At 31.2% G+C, this 13,740-nt stretch carries 19 protein-coding genes; 11 read left to right on the plus strand and 8 right to left on the minus strand.

Features of this window, described 5'->3' with window-relative positions; genetic code table 11:
• The first annotated feature begins 60 nt into the window (after positions 1-60).
• The 4 genes from GKR88_04180 to GKR88_04195 all read left to right on the plus strand — a co-directional run bounded on the left by GKR88_04180 (position 61) and on the right by GKR88_04195 (position 2,728).
• Positions 61-447 carry a hypothetical protein gene (locus GKR88_04180; protein QMU63552.1) on the plus strand — a complete coding sequence of 129 codons (387 nt, stop codon included), beginning with the start codon at positions 61-63 and terminating at the stop codon, positions 445-447.
• 54 nt (positions 448-501) lie between these two features.
• A complete protein-coding gene (locus GKR88_04185) occupies positions 502-822 on the plus strand; it encodes a hypothetical protein (protein ID QMU63553.1) in 321 nt (106 codons plus the stop codon).
• A gap of 406 nt (positions 823-1,228) precedes the next feature.
• Positions 1,229-2,194, plus strand: a complete 966-nt coding sequence (locus GKR88_04190) for a hypothetical protein (protein ID QMU63554.1) — start codon at positions 1,229-1,231, stop codon at positions 2,192-2,194.
• A gap of 3 nt (positions 2,195-2,197) precedes the next feature.
• Positions 2,198-2,728: a hypothetical protein gene (locus GKR88_04195; protein QMU63555.1), complete on the plus strand. Its 531-nt coding sequence runs from the start codon at positions 2,198-2,200 to the stop codon at positions 2,726-2,728.
• Positions 2,729-3,105: 377 nt separating this feature from the next.
• Here the strand turns inward: GKR88_04195 and GKR88_04200 are convergent, their stop codons facing one another.
• The 6 genes from GKR88_04200 to GKR88_04225 all read right to left on the minus strand — a co-directional run bounded on the left by GKR88_04200 (position 3,106) and on the right by GKR88_04225 (position 6,988).
• Positions 3,106-3,579, minus strand: a complete 474-nt coding sequence (locus GKR88_04200) for a hypothetical protein (GenBank protein ID QMU63556.1) — start codon at positions 3,577-3,579, stop codon at positions 3,106-3,108.
• The gene (locus tag GKR88_04205) at positions 3,530-4,081 is read right to left on the minus strand and encodes a hypothetical protein (GenBank protein ID QMU63557.1); all 552 of its coding nucleotides are present in this window, start codon (positions 4,079-4,081) and stop codon (positions 3,530-3,532) included. The genes GKR88_04200 and GKR88_04205 overlap by 50 nt, the downstream gene beginning before the upstream one ends.
• Before the next feature lie 48 nt (positions 4,082-4,129).
• On the minus strand, positions 4,130-4,333 hold the full coding sequence (locus tag GKR88_04210; GenBank protein ID QMU63558.1) for a hypothetical protein: 204 nt from the start codon (positions 4,331-4,333) through the stop codon (positions 4,130-4,132).
• Positions 4,334-4,416: 83 nt separating this feature from the next.
• Complete coding sequence (locus tag GKR88_04215; protein ID QMU63559.1) at positions 4,417-5,205, minus strand: DNA adenine methylase; 789 nt, start codon at positions 5,203-5,205, stop codon at positions 4,417-4,419.
• A 96-nt stretch (positions 5,206-5,301) separates the two neighbouring features.
• Complete coding sequence (locus tag GKR88_04220) at positions 5,302-5,769, minus strand: DNA repair protein (protein ID QMU63560.1); 468 nt, start codon at positions 5,767-5,769, stop codon at positions 5,302-5,304.
• 91 nt (positions 5,770-5,860) lie between these two features.
• Positions 5,861-6,988 carry a type IV secretory system conjugative DNA transfer family protein gene (locus tag GKR88_04225; GenBank protein ID QMU63561.1) on the minus strand — a complete coding sequence of 376 codons (1,128 nt, stop codon included), beginning with the start codon at positions 6,986-6,988 and terminating at the stop codon, positions 5,861-5,863.
• A gap of 492 nt (positions 6,989-7,480) precedes the next feature.
• On the opposite strand from GKR88_04225, the gene GKR88_04230 reads away from it, so the two are divergent.
• The 5 genes from GKR88_04230 (at position 7,481) to GKR88_04250 (ending at position 10,102) form a co-directional block, all read left to right on the plus strand.
• The gene (locus tag GKR88_04230; protein ID QMU63562.1) at positions 7,481-8,398 is read left to right on the plus strand and encodes a tyrosine-type recombinase/integrase; all 918 of its coding nucleotides are present in this window, start codon (positions 7,481-7,483) and stop codon (positions 8,396-8,398) included.
• Between the two features lie 332 nt (positions 8,399-8,730).
• Entirely contained in the window at positions 8,731-8,946 is a 216-nt protein-coding gene (locus tag GKR88_04235) for a hypothetical protein (GenBank protein QMU63563.1), read from the plus strand.
• A complete protein-coding gene (locus GKR88_04240) occupies positions 8,936-9,154 on the plus strand; it encodes a hypothetical protein (GenBank protein QMU63564.1) in 219 nt (72 codons plus the stop codon). The genes GKR88_04235 and GKR88_04240 overlap by 11 nt, the downstream gene beginning before the upstream one ends.
• A 24-nt stretch (positions 9,155-9,178) precedes the next feature.
• Positions 9,179-9,475 (plus strand): hypothetical protein, encoded by a 297-nt coding sequence (locus GKR88_04245; protein ID QMU63565.1) that lies wholly within the window; start codon positions 9,179-9,181, stop codon positions 9,473-9,475.
• Between the two features lie 168 nt (positions 9,476-9,643).
• Positions 9,644-10,102: a hypothetical protein gene (locus GKR88_04250; protein ID QMU63566.1), complete on the plus strand. Its 459-nt coding sequence runs from the start codon at positions 9,644-9,646 to the stop codon at positions 10,100-10,102.
• A gap of 11 nt (positions 10,103-10,113) precedes the next feature.
• On the opposite strand, the gene GKR88_04255 is transcribed toward GKR88_04250, so the two are convergent.
• Positions 10,114-11,553, minus strand: a complete 1,440-nt coding sequence (locus GKR88_04255; GenBank protein ID QMU63567.1) for a hypothetical protein — start codon at positions 11,551-11,553, stop codon at positions 10,114-10,116.
• Between the two features lie 57 nt (positions 11,554-11,610).
• Here GKR88_04255 and GKR88_04260 point away from each other — a divergent pair, with 57 nt between their 5' ends.
• The gene (locus GKR88_04260) at positions 11,611-11,823 is read left to right on the plus strand and encodes a hypothetical protein (protein QMU63568.1); all 213 of its coding nucleotides are present in this window, start codon (positions 11,611-11,613) and stop codon (positions 11,821-11,823) included.
• A gap of 52 nt (positions 11,824-11,875) precedes the next feature.
• Positions 11,876-12,817: a hypothetical protein gene (locus GKR88_04265; GenBank protein ID QMU63569.1), complete on the plus strand. Its 942-nt coding sequence runs from the start codon at positions 11,876-11,878 to the stop codon at positions 12,815-12,817.
• Between the two features lie 12 nt (positions 12,818-12,829).
• Here GKR88_04265 and GKR88_04270 read toward each other — a convergent pair whose 3' ends face one another.
• The gene (locus tag GKR88_04270; protein ID QMU63570.1) at positions 12,830-13,696 is read right to left on the minus strand and encodes a hypothetical protein; all 867 of its coding nucleotides are present in this window, start codon (positions 13,694-13,696) and stop codon (positions 12,830-12,832) included.
• Positions 13,697-13,740: the final 44 nt, after the last annotated feature.

A 13,740-nucleotide genomic window follows, 5' to 3' on the forward strand; every position in this document is an offset into this window, starting at 1 on the left:
CGCCCCTCTGTGCAGCACTTTTTTTTGGCCAAAAAAAAATACATCGGCTTACAGCCGTTTTTGTCCAAAAAAAAGCTGCTGCCTCCCTGCTTCTGCTCCGCTCACTCGCAGCTCCTCTGTATTTTTGCTGACGGCTCCTATGGGTCGCCTACAAAAATCCACCGCTGCTTATCGGGCGCAGCCGCTGGTGCCAAAGCCTACTGCGCATTTTTTTTTAATCGATTTATTATTTTTATAATAAGGAGAAAAAAAATGCTTGTGGCGCGTCCACGCTGCTCACTTAATCGTTCGCAGACAATGTGTCCACGTCGGCTTTGGCGCTGCGCTTTCGCTGCGCTGGTTTTGCGTACAACGCAGAACACTCAATCGGCGTTGGCCTCTATAAACAGTACGGTTAAATCAAAAAAAGGGAAATACATAGTGGGCTATTATCCTGAAATGAGTTGACCGTTTTTTTAGCTAAATCCTAAAATAGATTTACAACCCGGAATCAATCCTAAAATGAGTTTACAGTTTTTAAAATCAGTACGGAAAACACTTGAGATATCACAGAGGGAAGAACTTACCATAAACGATGTAGTTCCGATGCTGAACGCACTATCGCTTGTCGGTTTTAAAAAGCTGACGATTTATCTCCCTGCTATAACCCTTTCTATAAATCCTCATCTTTTTAAAACGGAGGTAAACCGTTTTAATAATTGGCGATTTTTTAGAGGTGGAAAAAAGCCAGGGGAAAAATCGACAAGTATTAAAATGAAGCAACCGAAGGGTGCTAGTCTTCACAAAGAGCATAAAAAAAGAAGCTACCTAATTAAAAGATAACTTCTTACTTAGCAAACGATTTTAGTCCTCTAAGACGTCGTAGCTAAAATACGACTTTTTTACTTAAAAATCAAAGCTATTATCATCAATCTTAGTTCCACTGTGCGCTCAGGTAGCTATGAGCCTGGAGTATTTTACATAATTTACATTATAACTTACAAGCGAAGAACCGATCAAATAGTAAACTCCTGAATTTGTATTATAATGCCAATTATGTACAAATATCGAGGGAAAGGAAACGGAAAAAACACAGGGGTTTTGAGGAACGAAAATACTGGGTTTTTGGAGTGCGGATTTAATCATAAAATCATATATTTACAATGGTCATGAAGTGAGGACGTTCTTAAAAAAATCTGTTTTTGTCAGGTATAAGCGATAAAAAATGGGCTTTTATTAAAAAAAACGCATAAACGTCTATCCCTTTGGATTGAAACATAAAGGGTATAATAACGTGGTTTCAGCTAATGGAAATTCAACAGCGAACAAGTTTGGTTACAATGGCATAGAATTTGAAGAAGCCTTAGGGTTGAACCTTCACGAAATGGACTTAAGACAATACGATCCAGCTATTGCTAGATGGACGGGAATTGACCCCGTAACACATTATGAGTATTCTACTTATTCTGCATTTGACAATAACCCTATTTTTTGGGCTGATCCAAGTGGTGCCGACAGTTGGACTTACATAGGAAATGGAATGTATAGAAATGAGAGAACCAATGAGGAAACAGATGATTATCAAAGGGCGATTAATGAAACACAATCTCATTTTGGAGAAAATAAGAAAGACCCTGTAATAAATGTTTATATATTTGATAGACCCAATCAACCGAAAGATAATTATAGAAAAGCAAATTATACAGCCTTAATCTTTGTGGAAGTTGACGGTTATCTATACAAATATACTGGAAGTTCTTATCCAGACTCTAAAAGAAATGAAGATGAAACAGAGCATAATACTGTGGCTGAAGGAGAACACGATTTCAATAATGAATCAGGTCATAAAGGAGGAACTCAAAAAGGATTAAACATTGTAGATAGTAATGGTAATAGAACAGCCCCAGGGGAAAACCCAGATGGAGATGATGTTATGATGCAATATGTTAACGTACATACAGGTTATAAAACTAGGAGATATTCTGAGGGTTGTCCAACAATATGCCCAACTGATTACAAGGGTTTTACATCTCATTTTAACTGGAAAAATGGTACAAAGGGAAGTTCTGAAGGTTCTATATTTATATATAGAGGTACACATCCTGACTCTTTAAGTAAATTAAATGAAGTATTAACAAAATATGAAGCCCAAAATGCTGCTGTTCAAAAGATAGTTGAAAAAAGAGGCTATGGTTATCAGAAAAAAAATAATTAACAAATGAAAATAAATAGAACATTAATTACAATATTTTTTATCTCTTTTATAAACTATAGTTTTTCTCAAGAGGATATAAAATCCTTAAGTACAGAGTTAAAAAATTTCGAAGTAGTAAATGACACATTAAATTTAAAGGTTATAAACTTCTTCAAAACTGAAGAAAAATTAGATTTTAAATCTAATGATAGAATTAAAGAACTATATCCTTTAGTTAATCTTTTAAAAGATAAGGCATTAGTAAATGCAAACAATACTTTATTGTTTTTTAAATTAAGAAAAATAATAAAAAAGAATGTTGAGTTATCTGAATATATGGCTGAATGTATAACAGATATAGCTCTTGAAAGCCAAAATAATTTCATTATTGCCTTTTATTTAGCTGACGACAATGTTAAAGAAAAAATCGAAAATGATTTATTTTGGTTAATTGAAATAGATAAATATTCAACTTTTAAAGAAAAGTTAAATGACTCTATTCTAAAAAATGAATTTAATAAAGTAATAGATAGATTATCTAAATTAGATGAATAGTAAATTTTATTAGTTTTACAAAATTTCAAAAAAGAACGCTCACTTATCCAAGTGGGCGTTTTTGTATTTTTATAAGAATTGTGTCCTACTTTTTTTGAGGTACTTGTATTGATTGTATATTTTCATTAGGAATACAAGGTGTCAGGTAATGCATTCTTTTCGTGTTATATTCCATAAGTTTCAAAGAATCACTAACAATATTCGTTATTTTTTTTGTCTTTTTGGTTTCTTTTACTTTTTGTTCTAGTACAGATGCACAAGAAAAACAAAATAAAAAAATACTAAAAATAAAAAATCTATACATCATTCAAATGTACTAAATTTAATCAATAACCGTAAAAAAAAACGCCATCAAAAAAAGATGACGTCATAAATATTCAATTTTCACTAAGCCAAATCTCTTTAGCTTTTTCAAAACCAACCCAAGAAGTATTCTCATCATGTCCTCTACAAGCTAATTCATAACGAATTAACTTCTCAAGAGGAATTTTACTATGGAGAATAAATCGTAAATAGTCTCCGTCAGCCACAGAAAACATTCCACAGAGTTCCTCCCAAAAAGGAAGTGGGTCTGAATCCATTTTAATATGACGAATTTGTTCATAAGAAAGGGAAGCATAATTTGCTGGAATTATTTCCTGCAAAAGCTCCATTTCCTTAGCAAAAGATTCTTTGCATACCGCCCATTTATTATCTGGATGAACTACCACACAGAATTTTACATTACAAATTCTATGAATAAAATTTTCCCACAAACAAGCATGAATTGCTTTCTCTTTATCCTCAAAAACAGTAAAATCACTATTTCTTAGCATTATTCGGTTTTTTAGGCGTTGAAGGTTTTTTCTCATCTTTTTTTTCTGGTGTAGGAACTTCTTTTTTAGGAACTCCATTTAAAGAAATAATATCTTCACGAGAAGATTTTTCATCTGCTCCTTTTGTACGAATTAACTTTTGAGTGTTAAAAAGTGTTCTACACTTGATATTGAAAGCGGTGTAATTTACTGGCTTTTCTTTTTTCTCTGTACAAGATGAAACATAGGCATTAAATAACTGCTCATTGGTAAGTTTGTTATCCTTTGCTTTTAAGATAATCTCATAGGCTGTAGATGCTACAGTATTAACACTTCGTTTTTCTTCCGAAAAGTCAAAGCCAAGTTCTTCTATTATTTGCTGTTGCTTTTCATCAGCATATTTTAAAAGTGTAGCAATATCTTTTTGCTGTTCCTTTAATCGGTTTACAATCAAAATCTTTTCAGCTTTTGCTTCATCAATTTTTGTTTCAGCTTGGTCTAAAAGATGTCGGTCGGTTGTGATGTTTTCAATTAATACATCAATAATGGTTGTATTCATAAGTATTTAGTTTTGCGTGGTAATTAACCACAGATTAATATTCAATTGTTATTCTTTGCAATAGCTTTTAATAGTTTCTAGTAAGTGGTCATAATCCAAAAGCCTTAAGGCTTCTGCTTTAACCAAATAGATTTCTCTTTCACTCCACCCCTCTTTTTTAGCGACATCACTAAAGAGTTGTAGAAGTGTTGAAGATTTCCCTTTAAAACCTTTAAGGTTTAAATTCACGGTTTTGTTAATTGTTATTTTCATTTATATATAGTTTTAAGGTTTAAAAGTTTGAAAGTTGATTCGTAATACTTGATAGCTAAAAATTAACAACCAATAACTAACAACTAAATCGAATAGTTAGCGGTTAGTACTTCCACCTTTCTCCCACGTGATTTTCCAGAAACTGCTTTTCTAGCTGATAATGGTTTGTCAAAAGTTTTGGTGTACCATCCGTTTTTCTTAGTGTATTTTGTTAAGAGTTTTGAGGGATAAGAACTAAGCAGAAATTTACCTTGTACCTTAGATAAGGTTTCCAGTAAATCTTTGTAATGAGTTTTGGTATAGCCACCATAATGTCCTTGATTAGAATCTATATATGGCGGGTCTACATAATGAAAAGCATCTTTGGTATCTCTACTCTCAATTACTTTAAGCGCATCATTACTTTCAATCTGGGCTCGTTCGAGCCGTTTTGAGATAGCTTCATTAAAAATCAATTTTTTATTCTGAAATGCTTTGACTCGTTTTCCATATTTATCGTATCCCCAAGAACCAATGGTGCATGAAAACCCCATATTAGTAGCTATATAGAACGCCCACGCTTGTTGTAACTTATCAAACAAATGTGGCATTCTATATATCATATTAGCAACAGAATACGTAGCACGAGAAAATAGCGTTGCTTCAATTTTTGCTTTTAATGCCTGAAATTCGCTTCTAGCGACCTCAAAGAAATTAATTGCCATCATATTGGTATCGTTAATCGTTTCCGCTTCCGATGGTGGTTTTGCAAAAAATACAGCTCCACCTCCAAAGAAGGATTCTGTATAAATGCGATGTTCTGGAATTAATGGGAGTATTTCAGATAGTAAATTGAGTTTACCACCATAATAAGTAATAGGGGTTTTGGGCATAGGGAATTGGAAAAGTTAAAAAGAAGTAATTACGAATTAGGAATTACGAATGTTGAACTCGTAATTCATAATTTACAATTCGTAATTGTTTTGTAATTAAAGTGTATTTTCTTCCGCAAAAGAGTAATACTTTTCAGAAGTAATAATGATATGGTCGAGTAAAGAAATATCAAAAAGCTTCAATGCTTTTTTAATTTTTTTAGTGATTTTCGTATCAGCTTCAGAGGGTTTTAGTGTCCCTGATGGATGATTATGCAGAATTAAAATACTCGTACTATCAGTTAGTAATGCTAACTGACATATTTCTTTTACATCTACATTTACATGACTACTTGTACCTACAGCAATTTCAGAAATCCCCAATACTCGATTCGCATTATTGAGCATCATCACCCAAAAAAATTCTTTATAATCAATACGTTTTGTATCGGTAAATTCTAGTAAGAGATGATATACATCATCAGCACATTTTATGTACTTCATGGTATTAAATAATGGACGTTTGTAATGGATTTCAACTTCAGTACAACCAAGTACTTCAGTCGATAAGATCTGTGTTTTCATTTGTATAGGATTTAGGTATTGGTTTTTGGTAGTTAGCTATTAGCCATTGGCGGTTAGCGAAAAAGTAAATTGTAAAATGGGTCTTAGACCCCTATAAAATGGTATCTGCACTAAAAGGCACAGAAGGTTTTCCATCAATCATTAGTTTTAGATAAATGGAATAATTGGCTAGGGAAGTGAAATCAGTTGTAGTAAAAATTGGGTAAAATTCTTTTGCCATTAAATTAGCGTCATGAATTCCAAGACGAAAACAAATAATTGTTCCCACATTTCCAAAGACACTATTTCTAACTTCAACATTTAGTTGATGCAAAAATTGATTGGCTAAAATTAGCCCAATTTTAAACTTACGAACTTGTGCCAATAATTCAGCAATCAGTTCTGTGGAGGATAAAATTTGAAACTCATCTATATAAAAGAAATACGGAGTTCTGTCTTTCTCTAAAATATCAATTCGAGAAAAAGATGCAGATGCAAGGGAAGTAAGCAAGAGTCCACCAAGAATATTGGCAACATCAGAACCTACTTGTCCTTTGGCTAAATTAATAATCAAAATAGTATTTGAATCTAGTATAGACCGAAGCGATATTTGTTTTGTATTTTCTACCAATATTTTTCTTACAATATTGTGAGAGAGAAAACCACCGAGTTTATTCATTATCGGTAACAAATCATTCGGCTTGTATTTCACAAATTCCTTCTCCCAAAAGAGGCGAATCGCCTCTGATGAAATATTTGTAAGACATTCATTTCTGTATGTACTATCATGCAAAAGTCGAAGAATACCAGAAAAATTAGCAGAGGGTTGTTCCAGGAGTGTTAAGAGAATCATCCGAAGTATGTGTTCCATTTTCAATCCCCAAGCAGATTTCCAATTTCGTTGAAATGTTTCCAAAATATTGGAAGCTACAAGTGAACGTTTAGAAGGAGAAACTTTTCGGATTGGATTATAGCCATATTCCATGTCTGGATTGGTTACATCAAAATAAATAAGTTTCCTATCGGAAAATCGGTCATTGATTTTAGCAATGAGTTCTACAGAAGCATCTCCATGCAAATCCAAAAAAGCAAATCCACGACGAGCTTCTGCGTCTTGAAGCATTAAGGTTTTTAATAGGGAAGTCTTTCCACTTCCAGATTTTCCAAAGCAATAAAAATGCAACAATCTGTCCGCCTGTTTAATACCAAAGAGTTTTCTATCCGTTCTAAAGTTTGTCATTGCAAAATAACTAACGTCATTTGGGTCATAGGAAAAAGACATAAAAGCGTCAAAAAATAAGGTTTTATAATTGTTTTTAGCTGTCGGTCTTACCGACTGTTGTCAACTTTTATTGACAAAATAAAGAACTGCTTGCATAATTTAGAATTTGTGATAATTTTTAGAAACGCTTTAAAGTTTTTTTTGCGTTCAATCTTATACCTAGTATACCATATTTTGAACATAGAAAAGTCTTTGGCATTTTATACTTAAATGGCGATTATCGCCCTTGCAATATTTTTATTTATGAAATACACTATTACTCGTAACTTAAAAACAAAGAAACCTCGTTGCCCGAAAGGGTCGCTTATGTCTTTTTAGATATAAGCTAAAGCAACAGCGCGTGTTTATTTATTTACTTTAGTAGTAATACAACAGTCTTTTTTTGGCTGTCGTCCTGCGACTAGGTTATATAAAAGACCCGCCAGATTGCTTTTGGCGGGTCTTTTATATATGAACATTCAGAAATCAATAACTATTCAAAACGCAATCCATTCTTATCTTGAATGGAAGCAAACCCATACAACATCTGCATATACTACATACAAAATTCGATTACAACAATTTGCACAATTTATTTCTCTTAAAGCCAATCTACATGAAGTAAATGGAGATGATATTGTAACTTTTCATAGAAGTTTAGAAAACAAATACAGTTTAAACACCATTGCATATTCCGCTAGAGTTCTAAAAAACTTCTTTTGGTTTTGGCATGGTAGAGGAATGACCACATTCAATCCTAAAGAAATTATTCCTGTGCGTTTTGTGAGTGCAAACAAAGACATTGTTACTAAAGAGGATTTGGAAGATATGAGTAGTTTACTTGATAAAAATGTACTTGTAGACTTACAAAAGAAATTAGTATTGCATTTACTCTGGGATACAGGAATGCGTATCAGCGAACTGTTGGATATTGAAATTTCAAATATTAATAAACAGGGAAGTGATGGGCTACGAACTGCTAAAGTTAGAACACGAAAAAGTATGCGTTATAATTTGGTAATATGGGGAACAGATACCAATGACCTTCTCAATCGTTATTTAGGCATTCGCCTTTGTATGGACTCTGATTCACAAAAACTATTAATTAACCCTAAAACACAAAAACCATTTACACCAAGAAGCATACAACGATGGATAAATGAGATATCAGATATGGCAATGCTGGATAAAAACATCACCCCTCATAGCTTTAGACATGGAAAAGCCAATTATATTTTAGATCAAGGCGGAAGCGTAAGGGATGTATCGGCAATCTTACGTCATGTAAAACCAGAATCTAGTTTCCAATATATGCAACTCTCTGAAAAACGCTATCAAGATGTAGCAAGAAAATACTTGACCACCAATCTACAATTTCAAATGGCTTAAAAGGAAAAAGAAACAAGTAAATAAACTCAAAAACAAAAGAACAATTGTAAAAGGTTGTTTTTTGTTTTGACTTGGTTTATAATGCGATTAGTACTTTCAGCTATCAAATACCGTAATAATTCTAGTTATTTATATTACAAAACTAAGCCTTTGTATTTTAAGTTACACCTTGTTACATAATCAGTATACGTTGATTCTCCAAACGGCATATAGCCCTTAAAAAAATAGATTTCTAACGTCGTAAAATACCGTTTATGCGACATCAAATAGCTAGAATTATTACAGTATTGGCAAATAGCCTAAGGCTTGAAAGTACATAACAATTCAATTTAATGCCAAAATTTTATAATGTGGTTTCTTGCAAAACCATAGATACTAATACAAGTACTAACAAAAAAATCTACCACAAAGTAGGTGTAGTTAAAATTACCTCAAATAATGCATGGTATCTGCAACTCTATCATCAGCCAGATACAGACTTTCAAATCTTCCCAAATAATGACAACGAATTACCAATCATAAACATTGAAGAAAACCATGAGGCTTAATAATACAACTGCTGTACCGAATGTGTTTTTTGATACACAAATGCAACATTTAAGTGGCTCTGCCATTCGTGTGTATTTAAAAATTGTCAGAAATACGATTGGTTGGCGTGATGCTAATGGAAAAGTTAAACTTCGAGATTGGATATCACACAGCCAATTTGAAAAGACTGGAATCTCCAATAGAAGTGTAACGAGTGCTATTGAGTAATTATTAAACAACAATTTAATTTGCGTGAGTGATTTTATAGGAAACGATTTGTCAGATGCTATAAAGCGTAAAAAAGCCAAACGAGTTTACTATGCACTTACTTTTGATAATATTGAAAAAACTACGTTCCAGACCGAAAAAAAAGACCAAACCAACGCAGAAAATTCAGCCTTACCAAAGCAAAACGTGCGTTCTACAAAAGAAATTTTTACAAAACAGTACAACGTAGAAAAAGGACAAAGAACCGCCGACCACATACGAATACAACAGCTTAAAGACCAAGAACAAAGAATGCAGTTAAAACGAAACTCCTGGAATTAATTTCATTTTTTAGGTGTAAGTAATTTCCTTTAGGAAATTATAAAAGGGTTGGTTATTTATAAATATAATTGATTGATAAATAGAGCTTTATATGTTGATAAATCTTTGACATACATATATGCTAATGCCATAATAATGAAGAAGTTAAACCAATAAAACTTAATTATTATGACCAATAACAATATAGTGAACGAATATTATTTAGAATTCATTGACGATAGTTACTGTTTGAAATGTAGAGAATCTTACAATAAAACATTTAAAGATGTCACCAATCAATCTGTATGGGAAACCTTAACAAGTAACTATTGTATTAAAGATTTGCATACACTTTTTATTTGGGTATTCCTTATTACTGATGACAATAAAATTAAAGGATTCTGTAAATTAGAATGGGAGGCTTTTAGGGATTTAAAAGTAAACGAAATTTTAAGAATAACTTTGATGGTAGATGTTAAAAACATAATGTTTGCTACAAATCTATTAGAAGAAGATGGAACAATTGATACTGAAGTTCCAATTAGAATGACTAATCTTTTTCAAAAGAGATTATCACCTTTAAAAATCAATGTCCTTGATACTCTAATTGTTAATGATGCTAAATACTTCTCACTAAAATCGAATTAACTAAATTTAAATTAATCTTCTGATGTATTATTATCAGAAGTTTTTTTTTGATAGCTTTTACATTCCTTTAGTTTTATAACTTTTATTTCTAAATCATATATAGTATCTTTTAAATGTCTTTCTACTTTATAATTAAAATCTAATTTTATTTTTTTTAATGAACGTATTTTTTTTAAAGCACTTAATATTTTTTGATCACCTAAGTATTTACAATTATCTAAAAATATTTCATCAAGTTCAGTAACATTAAAACTTTTATTTATAATATCATTTAATACATATTCTAAAAGGAATTTATGATTATCGACCTTATGATAATAGCGATAATGATTTCTGCAGTCTATCTTAAATAAAGCATAGTATGCCCACATACAGACCTTTGATTCTTCAAGTAAATTTAACAAATATGGTTTTGCTTTTTTAATTTTAAGATTTCCAAAAAAATTAACTATAACCAAATATCTTGTATCACTTTTTTTAGCAAAATTTAGAATCTCATCTATAAAATCTTCTGGGGGATAAATGTAATTTTTAGAAAACTTTGAAATGATATTTAACCTAGTATATTTACCAGTAGTAGAAGCCATAAATTTTAATTTCAAGCTACTCATGATTTTGGTTTTTAATCTAGAGTCATTATCTTTTAAATTAGTGTATTGGTCTAATAAAGTCCATACACAAGATATTCCTATATTTTCATCATCATTGTTATTTAATAGCTCTAAAAACATTTCAATATCATCGGTATTAGCTAATCTTGAATATAACCCAATAATGGATTTCCTTACACTTAAATCTATATGGTTCTCTAAACACTTTTTTCGCCAAGTATCTAACAAAGTGTTTTTGAGTTTATTATCAATAAACGTATTAATAAAATTTGTTACATCTATACTTAATCCATCTAATTTGGGGTAATTTTCAGAGAAGAAATAAAAAATGTCAGTAATTTTTTTGATTGTATGAGGTAGTAGTTTATCTGAATCTATGATTAAACTATTCTTTTTGTAAAATCTAAATAGTGTTTTTATATTTAGTACGCTAGATGATTGATAAATGGTAAAATAATAGTCTAAAAATTCACTAGAATATAATTTTAAAAAATCAATAAGATACCAACTTATTTTTTTTTGTTGATAATTGTAATCATTAACAACACGTCGAGAGGTTTTATAGTTAAAATAATTCGTAAATATTAAGAAATAAACTATAGAAAAGATAAAATTAAAACTATTACTTACTAAGCCAATTGGAATACTCTTCGTATCAGCCCTGATACTTATTGTAAGTTTTTTGAATGCATTTTTATCAATCTTAATGCCCTCGAAATGATTTGTTCTAATGATTTTACTTAATTCTTCTAATCCGCTAATAGATTTATTTCTATAGCCATTAAGAGGTAGGTAGTGTAAGTACCCATAATTGATTAGTTCAATTTGAAATGGGTGCATAACATTTTGTCGCGAAATAGTTATTTTTAAGGATTAACTTTTAAAAGCGACACCATTATGATTAGCGAAGAGGAATTTTTAGCCCAAGCCAAGAAGCGTTATCAAGCGATAGCAAAATTATCAAACATAAAGAGTTACTATGATTACGAAAAGACTTTTGATCAAATATGGACGGACTATGGTCGAGAGGTTTTAGAGAGAAGTATAAGCGAACCATCTAAAGACAGGCGTAAAAAAAAACTTATCACGTTACGGAAAGATAGAGATTAACAACACTCATCCCTTTAGTGAAAAAGTCAATGGATTTAAGATAAGTCCCTATATGCAAGACAAAATGATTTATATTGGTCAAAACGATTGTTATGGAGATGGTCATGAAGTTTTATCGAATCTTCTAGGTGTTTCAGTCAATGCGATGCAGCTTTACAGAGTCACAGACTTTTATGGTGGTTTATTAGAGCAAGAAAAAGTATTGGAGGTTGATGCCGTTGAACCTGATATTCTTAAGGTAGATAACCAAGAGTGCATATATGCTATGGTCGATGGGTCGATGCTTTTCACTCGGGAAGAGGCTTGGAAAGAAGTAAAATTAGGCAGAATTTTTAAACAGAGTAGCTGTATGGACATATCAAATAAACGTGGATGGATACGCCATTCGTTGTATGAAGCATATTTAGGCAAAGCTGATAAGTTTACAGATAGAATGGATAGATACTTAGGCTGTTACAGGAGTATTGATAAGCGACTGATTTTTGTTGGTGATGGTGCTAGATGGATATGGAAATGGGTAGATCAACATTACCCTTTTGCCACACAAATATTGGATTGGTATCATGCTTTAGAACATTTACACGATTTTGCTAAGGTTTGTCTCTCTAATCAAGAGTCATATAACAGTTGGGTTGGTCAACAGGAGCAACTACTAAAAAACAGTCAAGTAAATCAAGTCATTGAGAATATCAAAAACTTAGAATTGACAAAGCAAAATCAACGTAAACAACAAAGCCAACTTATCACATATTATACCGAAAATAGGTCGCGTATGGACTATCAGCAATATCAAAATACAGGAGCAGGTATTATAGGATCTGGAGCCATAGAAGCAGCTAACAGGGAGGTTGTTCAAAAAAGAATGAAACTCTCTGGACAACGTTGGTCTAAAATTGGAGCTCAAAATATGCTCACATTAAGAACAACTAAACTGAGTGATAAATGGAACAAAGTAGTTAACCTAATCTGTACTGAGAAAAATAAAGCTGCTTAAAACGACAAAATGTTATGCACCCATTTGAAATTGAGATAAACTTTTTTTAATAAAATTACTTATTTTGGATTTTTTCCTAATAAAGAAAAAAATAATTTCCTTTAAGAGATTAATTTTTTTATTATCTGTATTTTTTGCAAAAATTAAATCATTATAAAATATAAAAACTATGAGATTTAGAAAATAAATTTTGTTTAAAAGGTGATACTTGGTATTGGTATTTCCGCTTTTTATAAAATTAAAAGCATAGTCTAATTGAGAGATAAATGAGTTGCTATAAATAATTGTATTATGAATAAAATAAGGTTTTATGTTTTGCATTATTTTATTCGGCTTAATAAGACCAAAAAGATAAACTTCGATGGATTCCCAACTATTGGCATCTCCTTTAAATTTTTTTTTATATTTCTTATAATCTTTAACCGTTTGAATATGCTGAATTAAGTAATGGGCTGTAAAAAAGAAACGTACTTCCTTTTTATCAAATCCTATATCTTCTCTTTTAAATAAAAAGATAGAATGGTTTTTAAAATCAATCAATAATTGTTCAAAATCTATGTTTTGATATCTAATGTCTGATTCAATTTTTGATTTAGTTTGTGCTTTAAAAAATACTATTGCTTTGTCTTTAGGTATATTCTCCTTGTTATTCTTTTCAAAGGTCAAATGATATGCAAATAAAGAAATAAGTTCTATTTGTTTGGTTTTTAACTCTGACCACTCATGTTTAGAAAGATTCGTGTTTTTTTGATGTTCATAGGTGCTTAAAAAGTCTTTTATAAGCACTGTATTAAGGAGTTCGCCTTTGTTTTTTAACAAAACTGTAATTTCGTTAATTTCAAACCTACCTTGCTTTTTAAGATGGGCAATAAGAAACATTAAATATAGAGGAACGTTAATGAGCTTTATGACCCGTCCTGAAA

The organism is Flavobacteriaceae bacterium (genome assembly GCA_014075215.1).
Classification (GTDB): domain Bacteria; phylum Bacteroidota; class Bacteroidia; order Flavobacteriales; family Flavobacteriaceae; genus Polaribacter.